Source organism: Desulfocastanea catecholica (assembly GCF_054657295.1).
This window is the reverse complement of record NZ_BAAHYZ010000012.1, coordinates 58977-77107: the sequence shown is the minus strand read 5'-3', so window position 1 is coordinate 77107 and position 18131 is coordinate 58977. Positions and strand designations below refer to the sequence as shown.

16 protein-coding genes are annotated in these 18131 nt (G+C 49.6%); 9 read left to right on the top strand and 7 right to left on the bottom strand.

The features are described from left to right. Positions 1-191 precede the first annotated feature (191 nt). A complete protein-coding gene (gene msbA, locus ACYQ8U_RS12440; RefSeq protein ID WP_459945931.1) occupies positions 192-1919 on the top strand; it encodes a lipid A export permease/ATP-binding protein MsbA in 1728 nt (575 codons plus the stop codon). 122 nt (positions 1920-2041) lie between these two features. Here the strand turns inward: msbA and ACYQ8U_RS12435 are convergent, their stop codons facing one another. From ACYQ8U_RS12435 to hisI, 5 genes are read right to left on the bottom strand one after another with little or no spacing between them, the layout of a single operon-like run. Continuing rightward, positions 2042-3889 (bottom strand): two-component system sensor histidine kinase NtrB, encoded by a 1848-nt coding sequence (locus ACYQ8U_RS12435; protein WP_459945864.1) that lies wholly within the window; start codon positions 3887-3889, stop codon positions 2042-2044. After that, positions 3867-5567: a DUF6909 family protein gene (locus ACYQ8U_RS12430; RefSeq protein WP_459945863.1), complete on the bottom strand. Its 1701-nt coding sequence runs from the start codon at positions 5565-5567 to the stop codon at positions 3867-3869. Before ACYQ8U_RS12430 ends, ACYQ8U_RS12435 begins: the two co-directional genes overlap by 23 nt. 44 nt (positions 5568-5611) lie before the next feature. Further along, the gene (gene yihA / locus ACYQ8U_RS12425) at positions 5612-6196 is read right to left on the bottom strand and encodes a ribosome biogenesis GTP-binding protein YihA/YsxC (RefSeq protein ID WP_459945862.1); all 585 of its coding nucleotides are present in this window, start codon (positions 6194-6196) and stop codon (positions 5612-5614) included. A gap of 21 nt (positions 6197-6217) precedes the next feature. Further along, complete coding sequence (hisG, locus tag ACYQ8U_RS12420; RefSeq protein ID WP_459945861.1) at positions 6218-7093, bottom strand: ATP phosphoribosyltransferase; 876 nt, start codon at positions 7091-7093, stop codon at positions 6218-6220. 48 nt (positions 7094-7141) lie between these two features. Then, positions 7142-7525, bottom strand: coding sequence for a phosphoribosyl-AMP cyclohydrolase (hisI, locus tag ACYQ8U_RS12415; RefSeq protein ID WP_459945860.1), 384 nt, complete (start codon positions 7523-7525; stop codon positions 7142-7144). Positions 7526-7833: 308 nt separating this feature from the next. Here hisI and ACYQ8U_RS12410 point away from each other — a divergent pair, with 308 nt between their 5' ends. Together ACYQ8U_RS12410 and ACYQ8U_RS12405 are read left to right on the top strand one after the other, a co-directional pair. Continuing rightward, positions 7834-8283, top strand: a complete 450-nt coding sequence (locus ACYQ8U_RS12410) for an FKBP-type peptidyl-prolyl cis-trans isomerase (RefSeq protein WP_459945859.1) — start codon at positions 7834-7836, stop codon at positions 8281-8283. A gap of 63 nt (positions 8284-8346) precedes the next feature. Continuing rightward, positions 8347-8829 carry an Hpt domain-containing protein gene (locus ACYQ8U_RS12405; protein WP_459945858.1) on the top strand — a complete coding sequence of 161 codons (483 nt, stop codon included), beginning with the start codon at positions 8347-8349 and terminating at the stop codon, positions 8827-8829. Between the two features lie 183 nt (positions 8830-9012). Here ACYQ8U_RS12405 and ACYQ8U_RS12400 read toward each other — a convergent pair whose 3' ends face one another. Beyond that, positions 9013-9516 (bottom strand): thermonuclease family protein, encoded by a 504-nt coding sequence (locus ACYQ8U_RS12400; protein WP_459945857.1) that lies wholly within the window; start codon positions 9514-9516, stop codon positions 9013-9015. A gap of 332 nt (positions 9517-9848) precedes the next feature. On the opposite strand from ACYQ8U_RS12400, the gene ACYQ8U_RS12395 reads away from it, so the two are divergent. Both ACYQ8U_RS12395 and ACYQ8U_RS12390 read left to right on the top strand, forming a co-directional pair. Then, entirely contained in the window at positions 9849-10322 is a 474-nt protein-coding gene (locus ACYQ8U_RS12395) for a Crp/Fnr family transcriptional regulator (RefSeq protein WP_459945856.1), read from the top strand. Positions 10323-10372: 50 nt separating this feature from the next. Further along, a complete protein-coding gene (locus ACYQ8U_RS12390) occupies positions 10373-11440 on the top strand; it encodes a sigma-54 interaction domain-containing protein (RefSeq protein ID WP_459945855.1) in 1068 nt (355 codons plus the stop codon). Positions 11441-11472: 32 nt separating this feature from the next. Here ACYQ8U_RS12390 and ACYQ8U_RS12385 read toward each other — a convergent pair whose 3' ends face one another. Continuing rightward, positions 11473-13989 (bottom strand): hypothetical protein, encoded by a 2517-nt coding sequence (locus ACYQ8U_RS12385; RefSeq protein ID WP_459945854.1) that lies wholly within the window; start codon positions 13987-13989, stop codon positions 11473-11475. Positions 13990-14404: 415 nt separating this feature from the next. Between ACYQ8U_RS12385 and ACYQ8U_RS12380 the strand changes: the two genes are divergently transcribed. Genes ACYQ8U_RS12380 through fliE form a run of 4 tightly spaced genes read left to right on the top strand, consistent with a single transcriptional unit; the run spans position 14405 to position 18059 of the window. Next, a complete protein-coding gene (locus ACYQ8U_RS12380; protein WP_459945853.1) occupies positions 14405-16813 on the top strand; it encodes a tetratricopeptide repeat protein in 2409 nt (802 codons plus the stop codon). 54 nt (positions 16814-16867) lie between these two features. Next, positions 16868-17284 carry a flagellar basal body rod protein FlgB gene (gene flgB / locus ACYQ8U_RS12375; RefSeq protein WP_459945852.1) on the top strand — a complete coding sequence of 139 codons (417 nt, stop codon included), beginning with the start codon at positions 16868-16870 and terminating at the stop codon, positions 17282-17284. 37 nt (positions 17285-17321) lie between these two features. After that, complete coding sequence (flgC, locus tag ACYQ8U_RS12370; RefSeq protein ID WP_459945851.1) at positions 17322-17753, top strand: flagellar basal body rod protein FlgC; 432 nt, start codon at positions 17322-17324, stop codon at positions 17751-17753. Positions 17754-17759: 6 nt separating this feature from the next. Beyond that, positions 17760-18059 carry a flagellar hook-basal body complex protein FliE gene (fliE, locus tag ACYQ8U_RS12365; RefSeq protein WP_459945850.1) on the top strand — a complete coding sequence of 100 codons (300 nt, stop codon included), beginning with the start codon at positions 17760-17762 and terminating at the stop codon, positions 18057-18059. The last annotated feature ends 72 nt before the right edge of the window (positions 18060-18131 follow it).

Genomic DNA, 18131 nt, shown 5'->3' with positions numbered 1-18131 from the left:
AAGCGGACACAGAACCGAGTCCCACTCTTTGCCGCGGAATTAAATAGTTCTTCAGTAATTGTCGACACTGGTGTAATACTAGGAACGTTTTGCCATAAACAACCAGATAACCTTCGGCAGTGAAGGCACTTACCCCGTTTGCCAGGGTCAGTTTCTCTCTGCCTTTTTCATTTCCACCGCCCATCATCCCCATGACCAACAAAGATATTTTCAAGCGATTATATGAAGTTATACATCCTTATCAGGTAAAACTCATCATTGCCATGCTGGCGATGATCTGTGTTTCAGCCGGAACCGGCGCGCAGACCTGGCTGGTGAAAGACGTTCTCGACAAAATATTTATTGAGAAGAACACGTTTTACCTGGAACTCCTGCCTCTGGTTCTGCTGCTTATTTTTTTCCTGAAAGGTGTCGTCTATTATATCTATTCCATTCTGCTGGAACAGGTGGGTCAGTCGGTTATCCGTGACTTTCGGCTGGATATCTTCAACCACATCCATAAACAGTCGCTCTCCTTTTTCAATAAGATGCCCACCGGCACGCTGATGTCCCGGGTAATTTCCGATGTAGCACTAATCCAGCAGGCGGTATCAAAGGCGCTTGTCGGAGCTGTCCGCGATTTTTTTCAGGTAGTCATTCTGCTCGGGGTTGTTTTTGTTATGAACTGGAGACTGGCCATGATCACCTTTATCGTCCTGCCGATCGCCGCCTATCCAATAGTCAAGTTTGGTCGCTTATTCAGAAAAATAAGCACGTCAACCCAGGAAGAGGTCGCCCACGTCTCCAACATCCTCCACGAAACAATCACCGGCAACCGCATCGTCAAGGCATTCACCAAAGAGGCCTACGAGGGCAAACGATTTCAGGGCCAGGTCACCCGCCTCTTTGTTTTAACCATGAAAGATGCCAAATACCGCTGCCTGCAGCATCCAATGATGGAATTTATCGGCGGCGGCGCCATCGCCTTGATTATCTGGTTCGGCGGCAAAGAGGTTATCGGCGGAGACATGACGCCGGGAACGTTTTTTGCCTTTCTGACAGCGCTTATTGCCGCCTACGAACCGGTTAAAAACGTGACAAAAATCAACTCGACAATCCAGCAGGGACTGGCCGCCGCGGCCCGTGTTTTTGCTATTCTTGACATTGAACCGGAAATCCGCGATAAAAAAGATGCCGTCACCCTGCCGCCCTTTTCCGACCGTATCGAATGTAAGAATATACGCTTTTGCTACAACGAAGAAGAACCTATTCTGTCAAATATAAATCTGATCGTGCCGGCCGGACAGGCCCTGGCCATTGTTGGCCCGAGCGGCGGCGGCAAGACGACACTGACCAACCTGATTCCCCGCTTTCTTGATCTGAAGGAAGGGAGCATTGTCATCGACGGAAGAGATATCAGAGACGTCACCGTAGCGTCACTGCGAAATCAGATTGCCATGGTGACCCAGCAGACCATCCTCTTCAACGATACCGTACGTAACAATATCGCCTACGGCGATCAAGAGGCACCGGAACAAAAGATCCTTGAGGCGGCAAAGGCGGCTCATGCCTATGACTTTATTACGGCACTGCCCAAAGGCTTTGACACCATGATCGGCGAAGGCGGGGCGCGTCTGTCCGGAGGACAGCGCCAGCGCATAGCCATAGCCAGGGCCATTCTGAAAAACGCCCCCATTTTGATACTCGATGAGGCAACCTCCGCCCTCGATACCGAGTCGGAGCGAGAAGTACAGAATGCTCTGGAAAATTTGATGAAAGACCGAACGACCCTGGTTATTGCCCATCGCCTGTCGACAATTAAAAATGCCGACAGAATCATCGTCATCAAGGACGGCGTTATCGTCGAACAGGGTACTCACGATTCACTCATTGCCCAGAAGGGTGAATATGAAATGCTGTATACGATGCAATATGCCTAGAGGCTCTTCGGCACCAATACAAAGTCGTCGTTGCCGTATTGTAAACTTACTTTGTTGTTTGTACACAAAGTGTAAACAATGATAAGAATGTTACAGCTTGACAATGGCTGGGCAGCCATCTGTTACACGCCATCCTCAGGCAACGGCAAAATCACCCGAACCTCCGTATAGCTGCCGGCAACGCTGCTCAGCTCCATCCATCCGCCATGTTCCTCAACAATTTTTGCTGACATGGCCAGACCCAAGCCGGTCCCATCGTTTTTGGTTGTAAAATATGGATCAAATACCCGGCCCAGGTTTTCCGGCAGGATTCCCACCCCGTTATCGCGGACTGTTATGAGAATTCTCCGTGCATCATGTTCCGTCGCCACGAGCAACTCGCCGCCATCCTCCATTGCCTGAATGGCATTCAGGAACAGGTTGAGAAACACCTGATTCATCTTATCTTTGTCAAGCATAACCTGGGGCAGATCATCGTCCATCTCCAGACGAAGAGCGATGCCGAAGGACTCTGCATCGACCTGCACCAGCGAGACGGTCTTTTCGATGATTTCGGTAACGGAAGCCCTCTCCCGCTTCAGTTGCGCCGGCTTGGCATAATCAAGCAATTCTCCGATGCTGCGGTTGAGCCGTTCGACCTCCTTGACCAGAATATCAGCGGTCTCCGCCTCCTTGCTGGTATGCGAGAAATTTGACTTCAATACTACCGCAAGCCCTTTAATAGAACTCAAAGGATTGCGCAGTTCGTGGGCGACCCCCGCGGCCATTTTCCCAAGAGCCGCCAGCCGTTCGCTGCGCCGCAGTTCTTTTTCAAGCCGCTTCACCGTTGTCAGGTCCCTGATAAGCAAAACCTCGCCGGCAAAACCGCCACTGTCGTCCAAGACTACCATGGAGGCAAGCTGCAAGGTCTGGTCTTTTTCTGGCAGACGAGTCAGATGGATCTCAGTCTGACGCACGATGGGGCCGCCCATTTCCTTGCCGGAAAACATCTGTGCCAGTTTTGCCGGCAGACAAAGCTGCGGTCTGCCGCCGATGACCTTGTCCGTAGCAGAGCCAATGAGCTCCTTTGCCGAATCATTATAGACCTGGATGACATCACTGCTATCCGTGGCAATCAAGCCAATCGGCAGAGACGAAACGAGCATATCGGTAAAGGCCGTCATTTTACCGAGACGCCGCTGGGAACCTTTTAATCCTTTCAAGGTTGCAAACGAGAGCGTTCCACCTAAGCCGACAAGAAAAATAACGACAAGCAATATGATAATCTGCAGCAACTGACGATTCAGCGGCGAATTGAACTGTTCAAAATCCAGCTGGACGATATATATGGGTCGCGTTTCAAGCAGTCGTTCCATCTCCTGCTGTACCAGACCAAATTGAGGGTGCTGGCTCAACCCGCGCATCATCATCTGGCCTCTACGGGGAGACCCATCGGGAGGACCATGCAGCGCATCTCGCATGGTTGGCGGCATATACCAGGCGGCTATCTGGAACTTTTTCTTGTCTTTGTCTGCATCTTTGATTATACGTGTTACAAATCGACCGGCATTATCGGCACGCAGAACACCGGCAAAAGCCAGGCTGTCGGCATCAACGGTATTCTCCGGCAGATTTTTTCCAGCTCCCGACAAGACGGTACCCGCAGCATCGATGAGCACAACAAATTCCACCCCGGGCTGCTCAACCGCCTGCTCCATTGCCGCCTGCATATGATCTTGCCAATGGTCCCATTGTCGAGAGGTACGCAGGTTGTCACGGATCGATTCCCGCACGGAACTGTTGATAAACCGCATGAGGGTCAGCCCTTTTTGGGCAATCGCCTCAACGATCAACTCTTTTTCCCGCTGGTAGTTGCTCACGGCAAAGATGGTCAGAAGAATCAGCAATAAGGTGCAGGCGATTGCCAGAAGCCAGGGTGAAAAATTAAACAGCAGATTGCCTTTGCTTTCAGCTTTTTGCCGTATCGTCATGATTGGTTATTTTTTCCAGAATTACCTTGGAGATCATATAGGTGGAGACGATGCCTTCATCGCCCATCGGCCCGGAGGCCAAAGTTTCGCCGGAGACCATCGGGTTGTCTGATGCATAATAGGCATATCTGGTCTTCATATCGGCAGGAATATGTCGCTGTATTATCGCCCCGCTTATCGCTCGCTGATAATGTCCCCCTTCCATTTCCAGTCCGACGGCCTGCCAGTTTGACGTATAAAAACGTTCCAAAACATCGCGATTTTGCAGCGAGGTGCCGAGCACCGTCACCATCGGACCGGTATGAACATCGACGGAGCCATCAAAATCGGCGGCGGTGAGATCGTTTTGCACGATATAATTGTCGGCAGTCCCTTCCATAACATACGCCGAAGCAAGCATAATATCGCCCTTTTTGCCAGGCAGAACCCCGGCCTTGCCCATTATCGAAATCGATTTGACGTTCAACGAAATCTCCTCCCCGTTAAAACGAAAGGGATTGAGTATTTCATCCATAATATCAAAAGCCTGAGTCCCGAAAGCATAATCGATAACGAGAAGAACCGGCTCCGTCTCCTTGATGAAATCAAAATTGATTTTCAGCGATGGGTGGAGATGTCTCTCGTCGAGGAGGGAAAGATCAATAATATTCACATCCATATTTGAGCCTGATTCGTCCTGCTGATAGACAAAGCCTCGCTCCTCGGTGAATGTATGGAGAGAAATTTCTTTATCCCGAACGGCTCTGACCATGTCATATATATTATCAGGGACACGCACTCCTGCGTCCGCCAGAACTTTCGGTCCAAAAAGCAAATTCCGCATCGAATGCATGTTGGCACTGATCACATGAACCGGCCGACCCTGATAGTGCAACCGTCCTATTGATTCTTTCAATTTTTCGGCCCAGAGGGTTGCATACTTCTGGTGATCGATCATTTCATGTAAAGATGGCGTGAAATAGACGGTCAGTTCATTATTAACAACGGTCCGTTCATCCATGACTCTTTTGCCGATACCATATATTATGTTAAAAAGACCGTTGTTGGTGTTGTGTTCTATCCTGTTTTTTTCTAGATAATCGTATGTTTCCCGCGTCTCCTTGTAGGTTCGTCCCAAAACAATCGACAGGTTCCAGATAGCCTGCTCCAGCTCCTCGTTGTTCAGGATCTTTTCCTTTGCAACAATTCGCTCAAGCTCCAGCCATTCCGAGCTCACTTCGTCGACTCTCATTCTCGCCTGCCGATAGATCTTTTGCGCCTCAATATTCAGAAAGGTTATATGCGTCAGGATGTCATAGATTTCACTCTTTCCCGTGGTAATAACAAAACAGACTTCATTTTTTGAAACGGCGTAGGAGACTCTGCGCCTTTTGAGCGGAACAATTTTCGTAAAGGAGGTTTCCTTAAAATCTTCCTGGGCAGTGAGAATGATTCTGCTGCAATTCTCAATACCTCGAGGCATTCTGTCGATGACATATTCCAGTCCTTTCAGCTCGACAATTCTCGCATCGGTCATCGAACCATAGATTTCCGGGCTGAGCTGCTTCAAAGCTTCGGTCAATTTTTCGCCAATCTTCCCGGAGGGCCGATACGATCCCTGGAGAGACAGCGAGTCAGCTAAAATTTTAAAGGTTCGTATGGCATGTCGCGCTTTCTGTGATTTGGACAATTCCTGCATCGCGTCTCCTTCTCATGTACACTACTGCAGTCGGTTTTCTTCTACTATGCGTTAACAAACCTCGTCAAGGCCGCGACGAGCTGTTCTCGTCCCTGGCCGGTTTTTGCCGAAAACAATATTCTCTCCTCGGCGCTAAAGGTGTGGCCGGCATCAAGAAGCCTGGCATTTTTTTCTCTGATGCTCCCGGAGACCTTATCTATTTTCGTATACACCGGCAGGCAGGGAATGGCATTCTGCTTCAGCCACTGAATCAATTGGGTGTCCTGGGTCTTCGGTTCATGGCGAATGTCCATGATGACGACTACACACTTGAGAGTTTCCCGCTTTTCCAGATAGGTCGATATCAAAGACTGCCAATTGTTCTGCATCACCTTGGGAACCTTGGCAAAGCCATAGCCGGGAAGGTCCACCAGAAAAAAATGATCGCCTACCCGGAAATAGTTCAGGCCTTGTGTTTTCCCGGGCCGGGCACTCACCTTGACCAGACTTTTTCGTCCGGTCAGTGTATTGATAAGACTCGATTTGCCGACATTGGATCGACCGGCAAAGGCTATTTCAGGCAACTCAAGCGGAGGAAGCTGTTTGAGACTATGCACGCTCAGGAGAAATTCTATTTTGGAAAAATCCATACTCTTCTCCTTGGAGGAAGATCACGAAATAATTTTATTCAGGGGATATTCAATAATGCCTTCCGCACCCATTTTCTTTAACTGGGGGATAAGATCCCTGACAATATCTTCGGAAACAACGGTCTCAACGGAATACCAGTCTTGATTATAGAGACTCGCCACCGTCGGGGCATTGAGGGACGGCAGAATGGCGACAATATCATCAAGTCTGGCACTGGCCACGTTCATTTTCAGCCCGACGATTCGATCGGCATTCAAAGCGCCCTGCAGCAGCAGGGCAATGTTTTCGATTTTTTCCCGTTTCCACGGATCATTCCAGGCCTCTTTATTGGCAATGAACTGGGTATTGGACTGCATCAATTCATGGATAATGCGCAGTCCGTGCGCCCGGATGGTGCTTTCCGTTTCAGTCACCTCGACGATGGCATCGGCGAGACCTGCGACCACCTTCGCCTCGGTTGCCCCCCACGAGAACTCTATTGCCACATGAATGTTCCTCTCTTCGAAAAAACGCCTGGTGACATTGACCAGCTCGGTGGAGATCTTTTTCCCTTCGAGATCCTCAATGGTTTTGATGGCAGAATCCCCGGCCACGGCGATAACCCACCTGGTCGGTCTCTTACTCACCTTGGAATAGACCAGATCGCAGACCAGCACGGTATCGGACATGTTTTCCATGGTCCAGTCCTTCCCGGTGATCCCTGCATCAAGCATCCCATCTTCCACGTAACGGGACATTTCCTGGGGCCGACAAATCGAGCAATCCAGCTCAGGATCATCGATTTTCGGAAAATAGTTCCTGGCGGCAGGCTTGATAAGCCAGCCGGCTTTTTCAAAAAGCTCAATCGTCGCATTTTCCAGACTGCCCTTCGGTAAACCCAATTTCAACTGCTCCATCGTCATATCTCCCGCAACTTCAAATCATTATTTTAAAACTCTAAGCCATCACTTTTTACCGTAGACTGCCGCCGGATCAAATACTTTTTCTCCCTGAACAACCAGGTCGTTGCCCTGCAGCCGGCGGAAAAAGCAGGACCGATGACCGGTATGACAGGCCGCACCGCCAAGCTGCTCAACCTGATAGATGACCGTATCGTCGTCACAATCAACCAGAATCGCCTGGATAATCTGCACATGTCCAGAGGTTTCACCTTTCAGCCACAGTTGATTTCTCGAGCGACTCCAGTAATGTGCCTTGCCGGTTTCCTGGGTTTTTTCCCATGCCTCTTTATTTATATAGGCGAGCATCAGTACTTCTTTTGTCTGATAATCCTGCACGATTGCCGGCAGAAGTCCATCGGTGGTTTTGGCGAAATTTAAGGATATCATGGAAATTAATAAATAATTATGGTGTAATTAATGGTTTTGTTCAGCTTCATTGCAAAGATTTTTTTCCCTCTTTTCCAGCCGCTTCGACACGCTTCCCACCTGACGGAAAAAATGAGCCGCAACAGCAGGCGAAAAGATGATTAAATTAGACAGCTCTTTCTGCTTTGTCAAGGTACAGTGACAGATTTCACAGTTTTTAAGCTATCCCCTTGCATAAAGTTGTTCATCTCCTATATTATGCCACTCAATTTTCTTACTCTTCAATTATGTTGTATTTTTTTAGTTTGTACAAAAACAAGGAGTTTGTTATGTCACACCCCACGCAGAAGGCCATGGTATCACTTGCACTCGTAGGAAAACTGGACAATGGCGAAATATTTTTCACTGTCGAAGAGCAGGATCCCCTTCGTACCCATATCGGCAACAACGATCTCCCGCCGACCGTCGAACAGACGCTGCTCCAGATGACGGTCGGGGAACGTCGTAAAATCCGCATTCCTCCGGAAGAAGGCTTTGGGCCTCGCCAGAAGGATCTTCTGCAGACCATCGATAGTCAAAAAATGGTCGATGCGCTGCAGCCGAAACCAGGCATGATTCTCGCCCTGAAAATCGACAAAGACGGTGTCGAGCAGAAGGTTCCGGCCACGGTTATTTCTGTTGAAGGTTCACAGATCACCGTTGATTATAACCATCCACTCGCCGGGCATCACCTGACCTACGAACTGACGCTCCTTGACATCCAGCAGGGCGCGGCATAAGCACCACCTGATCTTTTCCGCCCGCGGCAGGTAACTATCAACAAGACGGTTTAAAATCAGGCTTTGTCGAGCGCTTGTTTTCAAACCTTCTTGTTGGCCACCTGTAAGCCGCAAGGGAGACACTATCATTCCCTTTCATCGCGATTATCCGCATTTTTCTGCCCGTTGAAGCAACGGCGGAGCAACATCGATGCAGGCCTTGTCAACAAGGTTTTTTACGCAGCCCACTCCATAAAGGGCGACGGCGCTGGATTTATGGCTCTGACGACCATTGAGGATCTATCGCGTGCGGCAGAAACTGTTCTCGGGATGATTCGCAGCAAGAAGCTTCTTCCCACGCCGGAACCAATCAACGTTCTGCTGATTGCCGCGGATCAACTGCAGAGGTTGCTTGAAGATGTGCAAAACAGCAATGCGGTGGATATTTCATCACACCTCACCCCTTTGAACGCCATAGCGATTGCACATTTTCTCCGTCGACCGGTGAGAAGCAGTCGAAATCGAAAACAAAACCCGATGCAGTGCCAAGTGCTGCCGCAAAGGTAATCAGTGATGACGGTAAAGATCTGGATGGTGATGCACTTGCCGCCAGTGCCGTCATGATCTGGCCATGATGAGGGGGAAATAAGATGATTACCATCGCTCCCGCAGAGTTACCACTGATTTCCTGCTCTGCACGAAACGACCGGCTCAGTTACGGCGGTACTGCAAAGCCGATGCACCCTGTGCTCAGTTGCTATGCTTGCCTCGCTTCCATTTCCAGGGGGATACTGGTTGCGTCGCACTCCACAGCCCCCTGTTGTTCTCCCTTGCCGTATCTTCCAATTTTTGCCAGGATTGACAAATTTTCTTTCGACAATAACGCGGATACACCCAGGCAAGACCGGCCCCAACCAGTGCACTGTTCAATGTTTGATCGTCATAGCCGACAATCGCCACCAGTCTGCCGTAAGCATCATAGTACTGCGGCTGCACCAGAACTCTTTTGCCGACGACCTGCTTTCTTGCCATTGCCTTTGCTTGATGTGAAAATGGCTGATTATATTCAGGGCAATCGACGCCATACAGACGAACCTCGATGTTTTTTTTCCCGGAAGCAATAAGCAGGGAATCGCCATCGATAATTTTTGTTACCGAACCGAAAAAAGTCTCCGTCGCCTGGCCCCCTGCCTGTATCTGGATAATACTTGTCGAAAAAAGAAATACGAGACAGAGGAGGAGTTTTCCGATCATGAACGACAGCACCTGTTGAGGGAGAAATTGAATGGAGCCGGTAATGCATGTAAGATAGCCAATTCCGCAGCAAAGGAAAAGCAGTATTGATCTTTAGTCTCGTTTAGAGGAGTATGTGCGGCAACGAAGCAGATGAAATGTTTTTACACCGCCATCACTATTGTTTTTATATCTTTTGATGTGATATGCTGGTTCCAAGAGAGACGTCTTTCACAAGATGAGTCTCGAGCAAATGATATGCCGATATACCCCTGGTAAACGGGAATTAAACCAGGATCCCTTCTTAAAATGAAAGCATGTAACGAATACGTAAGGTTATGCCACCAAGAGAAATGAGCGTCAGCGAAGAAGAGACCAGATCTTTTCTGATTAATCTGCCTATTTTTTCAAGCTTCAATGTAGACGAGCTTTCGGTCTTCGCCAAACATATGAGCTTTATTCATTTGCAGCGTGGAGAATATCTTTTCATTGAAGGAGATCAGGGAACGTTTATGGGTTTTGTCGTAACCGGTATTCTGGAGGTGCAGAAAAAAGCCGAGACCGGCGAAAATATTACCCTGGCCCGGCTGACGAAAGGCAGTTCCATTGGTGAGATGGCAGTTATTGATAAGTCACCGAGATCAGCAACCGTCATAGCCAGACAGGCCACCACCATGGTAACACTTACCGACAAAGGGTTCGAGATCCTGGCTGAAAAATATCCGCCTCTGGGCATTAAGATGATTCAAAAAATTGCCCGCTTACTCAGCCTCAATATGAGAAGAACCTCCAGTAAACTTGCTGACTTGATGCAATCTTCTCTCTGAGAAGATCTCCGGGAACAAATCAATATAGACGCGTCTGCCTGAATAATTACATGGTATCTCCTTCAACAAAACATGTGCCGTTTCATGGCATGATCGGGGCCAGTCGGCCTATGCGACAGCTTTTTGACTTAATTACCCGGGTGGCCGAAGATGATATTTCCACCGTTCTCATCAGGGGGGAATCAGGAACCGGCAAAGAGATGGTTGCCAAAGCCATTCATACCGAGAGTAAAAGACGCGGCAAAAATTTTGTGCCGGTAAACTGTGCGGCGATACCCGATGACCTCCTTGAGAGCGAGCTCTTCGGCTACACGAAAGGCGCCTTTACCGGGGCAACAGCCAACAAACCCGGCAGAATCCAGTATGCCGACCAGGGGACACTCTTTCTCGATGAAATCGGCGACATGAAATCAGCCCTGCAGGCTAAACTGCTGCGGGTCATCCAGGAAAAGGAATTTGAGCCGGTCGGTGCTTTTCAAGCCGTTCCGGTCAATACACGTATTCTGGCGGCAACCCACTGCGACCTCGAGAAAATGGTCAGCGAAGGTCGGTTCAGGGAGGACCTCTACTATCGTCTCAGTGTCGTTCCTCTGCACATCCCTACCCTCAGAGAAAGACCTGAGGACATTCCTCTACTGATCGATGCTTTTTTTGAAAAATTCGCCGAAAACCGTGGCAGAGAACGGTTCACCTTTGCCCCCCGGGCGCTGGCGGCGATTCATCATTACCAATGGCGCGGCAATGTGCGGGAGTTGGAGAACCTCATGCAGCATATGACCATTCTCTACAGCGGTAGGCAGGTCGAGTTGAAAGATCTCCCGGAAAAGTTTCATAATGTCGTCATTCCGGAGATGGAGGACGTCACCCTGGAGAAGGGTGCCATGGAGCAAGCAGCAAGCCAGGCCAGGCAGCAGGCAGCTGTACAGCATGTTGCCTGGGAAAACGGCACGATAGATTTCAATGGGCTGATCAATGATTTTGAAACCCAGCTCATTGTCCAGGCCCTGAAATTCACCGATGGCAATAAGAAAGAGGCCGCTCGTTTATTAAATCTCAAGCGAACAACCCTGCTGGAGAAGATAAAGAAAAAAGATATCGTCGGCGACTGGGACAAATAGACGTCGGTAAAACAAACCTTTTTGGCCATCTGTCAGGCGGCAAGTTCAAGCAGATTGTTGTTCACATTTTCGGTAATATCCCCTTCCGAGGCAGGTGTCAGCAATATATCCCGGACACCGTACTTAACAGCTTTGATCACCTTCGTTCTCGTCCAGGCTGGTCCGGCGGCTATCAGCGGTACGGAACATGCCGAACTGACTTTTATGGCCACGCCAAACGCCTGCTCATTGACATCGTGCATCACCAGATAGATTGCTCTCAGGTTACCGGGAATGTAGTTGTGCAGATTGTCCTTAAAAGTGAGTGTCTTGACGAAATAGCCTGCATTGCCGAGAACCGCTGCGATCTTACCAACTTCTGGCTCATCGTCACCAACGACAAGAATATCTAATGATTCCAGATCGTTTCTTTCAATTTTCGGCGCAGATCGGCTGCCGGTCTTGTCTTGACCCGAGGCGGCCTGGCCGATAACGGCTGTTTCTTCTTTTTCGCCGACAGGAACATCGCCCCATCTCGCACCGCTGAACTGCAGCAGCGCAGCGGGGATAAGGAGGTTTACCTTACCAAGTGCGGCATCGCCAAGGGTCAGGTCCATCCGGCTCAGGTAATAGTCCTGGTCCGGCATCGGTTTATCGGCAGCAATGTCCACTTTCATCGGGGCGACCTGCTGCAGGTCGGTTTTTACAAAACGAGTACCTTTGGCGTACTGCGCTTCAAAAACCGCCGTATACACGCCGGCAATGATGTTGACGATTTCGCCGTAGGCATCCTGTGTGTCGGCACTGAACTCTTCCTCGGCAACTACCGATTCAAGTTCGTCGGCAGGAAGCATAATCAGTGCGCCGCCGATTCGAATGGCATCACGCAGACTAACCGACAAATAGCTTTTTCCTTCAAGCCCCCCCACCACATCCAGGTGGGCAATTATCTGTTTTTCGGACACCTCATCAAAAAAGAACTCTTCTTTACTGACAAGGATGTTTTCAAGATTGGTCAAGGTGACGTCGGTGCCAAGAAGAGCGCTTACCTCGTCGGCCATTTTGTCTTTGCCGGATGAGAGGATCTTGTCTACCCGTATCTTATGTTTGTTGATATCCGGTTGCGGCACCTTGGCCGAAGCATCCTTCCCAGGTCCGCCTGAAGCGGCGACTTCCAAGGCTTGATCTTTTTCGGGTGGGACCCGGTTCTGTGCAGTAGAGCCATTTGCGCCTGATCTGGCGGGTGTTTCCTCTTCGGTTTTTTCCAGCAGTGTCTCAAGGCGAAGCATCTCTGCTGGAAAAAGCATATGCATCTTGCCAAGCGGCTTTCCGGATACCGCCATGGCCATACTGCTGGTGTAATACTTTTTATCCGGGAGAGGCTCGTCGGAGGCAGTATCGACCTTGGCCGGAACCACTTCCCGTAACTCCTTGCGAATGAATCGCAGTTTCTGGTTATACTGTTCTTCAAAAACGGCGGTATACACCCCGGATATAATGTTGGCTATTTCTCCGTAGGCATCGCGGGCATCTTCACTGAAATCTTCTTCCTTGATGACATTTTCCAGTTCGGCTGGGGGAAGCATGATGAGTATGCCGCCAAGGTGGATGGCATCTTTCATACTGACTGCCAGATAACTTTTCCCCTGCACCTCGCCCGCCACTTCCAGATCGGCCAGTACCTGACGTCCGGAAGCATACTCGAGAAAAAATTCTTCCTTGCCAAGGAATTTGTTTTCCGGGACACTCAGGGTGATGTCTACGCCGAGGAGTGCGGATACCTCCGTTTCTACCTTCTTTTGACATTCAACGAGCAGGGTGTTGACTTTTTTCGTATGGTTCTCCCTATTAAACCTTGGCCCGATGGCTGCTGCCTGTGGTTCGACAGCTTGTCTCTCTACTGATTGAAGCTGATATTCCCCTGATTTTTTTGGAATATTTTCTTTGACGACCGCCTTGGGTTCGGCGAAGGCGGCATCTGGCTCGCCCGGTCTTTCCTGTTCCTGCAGACCGAAAATGTCGGCAGGCATGAGCATGACCATATCGCCCATCTGTCGTCCATCAAGAACCATGGAGGTCGTGACCTGGTAATATGTCTGGTTTTCTACCGGGCTGTCCCCGGCAATATCGACCGTCGACGGGAGGATGACCTCCTGTTCCTTACGGACAAAGCGGCAGGATTTTGCATACATCTCCTCAAAATCCTTGGTAAAGGAACCGGCAAAGATATTGGCTATCTCACCATACGAGTCTTCAATCTCCTCACTGTATTCCTCTCGGCCGATCACCTCTTCCAGTTCGCCGGCGGGCAACATGATAAGCGTACCGCCGAGACGAATAGCATCCTTGATGCCCAGCAGCAAACAGCCTTTTCCGGTTATTTCGCCGGTTATATCCATCAGGGCACAGATCTGTTTGCCCTGCCGACATTCAAAGGCAACCTGTTTGGTTACTACAGTATTGTGCCCACCAATCAGCGTGAAGTCAGTACCGAGGAGGGCGCCGACCTCGTCCTGTATTCTCGCCTCCACAGCCTCAATTATCTTGTCTATGCGTTTTTGCTGATTCATAAAAAAAAAGAGGGGTGAAAGATCATTGCCTACCTGCAATCAATGTTATTCAGTACTTCTTATCGGCTGCACAGCTCGAAAGATTTACGCAAAGAAGCGGTTTTTTTTAAGAGGTATCCGTTAACACCATACTGCAAGTGATCTCCATACATGCTGCATAGACCATTCCATAAAATGATTCTGATCATAGTATCAAGAAGTCATTGAAAAAAATTAAATAACTCATCGGAAAAGGAAGTCCCCCTGTGTTCCTTGCCAGCAGTTTTTTTCGTTTGTGATCGCCCATGTGTCATTATTTTGTCACTTCGCGACATTTCCCTTCAACACACTGCCACAGATTGGCGCCCGGCCAGAATAGCCGGAGAATTTTGACGAAAAAAAGATGCATGGAATATTTTTTGCAAAAAGTTTTGTTATGAAACGATTACTTGCATGCATACTCCTCTTTTTCACCGGTCTACCATGTGCAGCTGACGCGTCCGAGCTCATCAAGGTGTCAAGAAGAGACAGAAAGGATATCGTCCAGTTCTATTTCAGCTTTGATGTACCCCCCGAGTTCACCAGTATCAGGAGTGAGAGACGTATCGATCTCGAGTTTTTCAAAACCACCAGCGCACCTTCGGTGTCTCTGGGCAGCCCCGACAAGGACATTGTCAAAATATTGCCACGTCCAACCGAAGACAAATTTATTTTGTCCCTTTTCTTTCGTTATCGCCCGCAGGGCCATAAACTGACGCGAAGCAGCGACGGCAAAGTGGTCTTTGAGGTACTGCTTGGGAATGAATACAGTACTTCCTATCAAGACCTGGCCGATAGACTTAAAGGACTGACGGTTCTCGAAACAGCTCCGCTCGATGGTTTAAATCCTTACCTGCAATCGCCGTATGCCAAAGACTGGATATCGTTTTTTTCTCGATACGAATCACCGGTTACAATAGACATCCCCGTCAAATTCAGCTATCCGCCGTTTCCGCTTATCAGCTTGCTTCCTCCGGGAGGCGAGGCAAATCTTCAGTTCCTCACGGCTGAAATGGTTGATTTGGCCAGGCTGAACCTTTGGCATGATCTGGCCGGAAAATTACTGCGATCGATACAAAACAGTCAGGATGTCGAGGCAAAAAAACTCCTCGCTCTGACCTATGGCGAAGTATTAAGCAGAAACGGTAATTTTGCCGATGCATACAAACAACTCTCCCTATTGAAAGAACAATACAGCGACGAGCTCCTCGGTACCTACGCCAAATACCTGTTAATTCATCTAGGTTCTGCCCACCAAGACCCCTATTTAGCTGAAAGCAACTACAAGCTGCTGGAATCATCAATCAGCAACAGCCTCCCTCTGGCACCATACTTCCTCCTGTCCCAGATAGAGACAGCCCTGGCCACCGCCAATTATGCACGGCTCAACCATCTTTTACTCCGAGAGGATGTCGCATTCCCACAACAGGTTGCCGAAATAGTCCATATTCGGCAGGCGGATTACTGGTATGCCATTCACCAGCCGATTAAAGCCAAAGCAGCATATCAGCTCCAAGCGGGTTCCCAGGTACTGCAGACCATGCCCTATTCGCTCGCCGGTTCCTGTCATATGTATTACGACCTGCAGCAATTCGCCGAGGCCGCCACCTGCTACAACACCCTGTCGACGCTGGTCTCCGACGAGCCCCTGCTCGGTCTCATCGACTACAGAAAAATTATGTCGCAATTGAACACCGGTGAGCAGACCTCACTCATTGACGAGCTTTGCCGCATTGAAAAGAATTTTCCCGGCACGGAGGCAGGATATCGCGCGGCATTGAAGAAAAATGACCTGCTGTTTCTGCAGGACCCAACCTGGGGACTGGAGGCAATAGCACATTATGCCGCCATAGCGCAGAAGGCCGATTCCCGTCCCCTTCGAGAAGAAGCATTGTTCAAACAGGCCCTGGTGCATGCGCTTGTTGATGAAAAGCCCAAATCTGTTCAGCTGCTCCAGCAATATCTCCGAGAATTTCTGACTGGGGATGTCAGAATATCGGCACAGGCCCTCCTCATCGACCTGCTGCCGGGTGAAATAAAACGGCTGGTTGATACCCAGGAATATATACAGGCACTGGTTTTAGCCAAGCAAAACAAGAATTTTTTTCAGAATAAATGGATCGACAACACCTATCTGGTCGATATTGCCGAGGCCTATAATCGCATAGGCATTTATGATGAAGCGCAGAAGCTGTATCTCTATCTCATAGAAATAATGCCTGTCGACCAAAGAGAAGATCTTTTTTTACCTATGATTCGAGCAACCTTTGCCCACGGCAACTATTCTTTAGTCGACGATTACGCGGCCCAGTACACCTATACCTATCCGGATGGCCGGTACACCGACGAAGTGCTTTTCTTCCGCCTGCAGTCTTTAGTGGCTGATGAACGGCTGGGGGATGCGCTGCAACTTTTACCCGAGCCCCTTCCGGAAAACGTTGCCGTCTATGAACTGGCAACGGCCCTGTTTTTTAGGACGGATAACTACGAAAAATGCCTCGCTGTCGCAAAAAAACTCGCTGACATAAAAAATCCTCTCTCACAGAAAGAACAGTATATGCTGGCCGAAAGCCTCTGCCGGACAGGCTTATTTGCCGAGGCCGAACAGGCCTTTATGGCCATCAGCAAAGACAGTGACTTTTACCAGCAGAGCCTGTACCGGCTGGCAGAACTCGCCCGCCGGGAAAAAAACGAGAAAAAAGCGCTAAGTCTCTTTGAGAAACTTGTCGAAACAGAAGAAAACAGCCCGTGGAAACAATATGCGGAACGAGAATTGCAGTTCGTCAGGCAAGCGGCTCGTCTGTAAGGCAATTTTTTAATTTCAAATACATTTTCAGAGCACAACTACCAGGGAGGAACAATGGATCCATTACGACCTTTTGACAGCAACATGCAGCTTCTGAGCAAGGTATTGGATCTGCGGGCGGAAAAAGCCCAGGTGATTTCCTCGAACATTGCCAACGCCGAAACCCCCGGCTATTCGCCGTCGAGATTTACTTTTGAAGAAGATCTGGCCCATGCCATCGGCAGGAGCAACACTCTCTCGCTCGCAACCTCAAACGAGGGGCATATCTCGCTTGGCCCGGCCAACTTCAACTCGGTCAACGGCAAGATACGCACCGTAGAAGACCAGTCGGGCCTGGGCGACGGCAACGGGGTGAGTGTCGATCAGGAAATGCTCGCCCTGTCGGAAAATGAACTGCTCTATGAGACAACCGCCCAGCTCCTGAAAAAGAAGCTCACCCTGCTCAAACATGTCATCTCCGGTGGGCAATAATACCGGTACACGGCACTCATCCCTACGAGGAATTTTCATGGATATTTTAAACACCTTTCGCATCAGCGGCTCGGCACTGCAGGCACAGAGTATGCGGCTGAACACCATCAGCGCCAACCTGGCCAATGTCGAGACCACCTCGACACCCGAAGGCGGTCCCTACAAAAAAAAATCCGTCTATTTCCAGTCCGCTCCGCTCAGTTTCCAAGCGCAGCTGGAAGAAAACATGAAAAAAGGGGTGCAGGGGGTACAGGTGACGAAAATTACCGAGGACACCACCCCGCCAAGAAAAGTCTACAATCCATCACACCCTGACGCGAAGGAAGACGGTTATGTAGAAATGCCCAATATCAGCGTGCTCGAGGAAATGGTTGATATGATGTCCGCCACCAGGTCCTATCAGGCGAATGTGACGAGTATAAAAATGGCCAAAAGAATGGCGATGAAGGCCCTGGAAATCGGGAGATAACAGACAATGACCACGATAGACAGTCCAAACACTATTATCCTTATGCCTCCTCAGGCTGGACAGACCAGTGCAATCGGCAAAAGCGCGGCAGGTTTTGGCGACATGCTGACATCGATGATGGGCAAGGTGAACGAGGCACAGATTACCGGGGATGAGGCGGTGACAAAACTGCAGAGCGGTGAAGCGAGACACCTCCATGAGGTGATGATTGCCGTTGAGGAGGCAGATGTTTCTCTGCGCATGCTCGTGCAGATGCGTAACAAGGCACTGACGGCTTACGAAGAAATCATGCGCATGCAGATTTAACAGGGCTCTGCAGCAGAGAGCACTCTGCCGCTGTCAAAAAACAACATCGCCGGTTTATTGCGCAACGGCTGC

Excerpts from the sequence above, each read along its gene's own strand:
- flgC (WP_459945851.1), top strand. The coding sequence starts at position 17,322 with ATGGATATTTTAAACACCTTTCGCATCAGCGGCTCGGCACTGCAGGCA.
- yihA (WP_459945862.1), bottom strand. The coding sequence starts at position 6,196 with ATGGATTTTTCCAAAATAGAATTTCTCCTGAGCGTGCATAGTCTCAAA.
- ACYQ8U_RS12385 (WP_459945854.1), bottom strand. The coding sequence starts at position 13,989 with ATGAATCAGCAAAAACGCATAGACAAGATAATTGAGGCTGTGGAGGCG.
- hisG (WP_459945861.1), bottom strand. The coding sequence starts at position 7,093 with ATGGAGCAGTTGAAATTGGGTTTACCGAAGGGCAGTCTGGAAAATGCG.
- fliE (WP_459945850.1), top strand. The coding sequence starts at position 17,760 with ATGACCACGATAGACAGTCCAAACACTATTATCCTTATGCCTCCTCAG.
- ACYQ8U_RS12430 (WP_459945863.1), bottom strand. The coding sequence starts at position 5,567 with ATGCAGGAATTGTCCAAATCACAGAAAGCGCGACATGCCATACGAACC.
- msbA (WP_459945931.1), top strand. The coding sequence starts at position 192 with ATGACCAACAAAGATATTTTCAAGCGATTATATGAAGTTATACATCCT.
- ACYQ8U_RS12395 (WP_459945856.1), top strand. The coding sequence starts at position 9,849 with ATGAGCGTCAGCGAAGAAGAGACCAGATCTTTTCTGATTAATCTGCCT.
- ACYQ8U_RS12400 (WP_459945857.1), bottom strand. The coding sequence starts at position 9,516 with ATGATCGGAAAACTCCTCCTCTGTCTCGTATTTCTTTTTTCGACAAGT.
- ACYQ8U_RS12410 (WP_459945859.1), top strand. The coding sequence starts at position 7,834 with ATGTCACACCCCACGCAGAAGGCCATGGTATCACTTGCACTCGTAGGA.
- hisI (WP_459945860.1), bottom strand. The coding sequence starts at position 7,525 with ATGATATCCTTAAATTTCGCCAAAACCACCGATGGACTTCTGCCGGCA.
- ACYQ8U_RS12390 (WP_459945855.1), top strand. The coding sequence starts at position 10,373 with ATGGTATCTCCTTCAACAAAACATGTGCCGTTTCATGGCATGATCGGG.
- flgB (WP_459945852.1), top strand. The coding sequence starts at position 16,868 with ATGGATCCATTACGACCTTTTGACAGCAACATGCAGCTTCTGAGCAAG.
- ACYQ8U_RS12380 (WP_459945853.1), top strand. The coding sequence starts at position 14,405 with ATGAAACGATTACTTGCATGCATACTCCTCTTTTTCACCGGTCTACCA.
- ACYQ8U_RS12435 (WP_459945864.1), bottom strand. The coding sequence starts at position 3,889 with ATGACGATACGGCAAAAAGCTGAAAGCAAAGGCAATCTGCTGTTTAAT.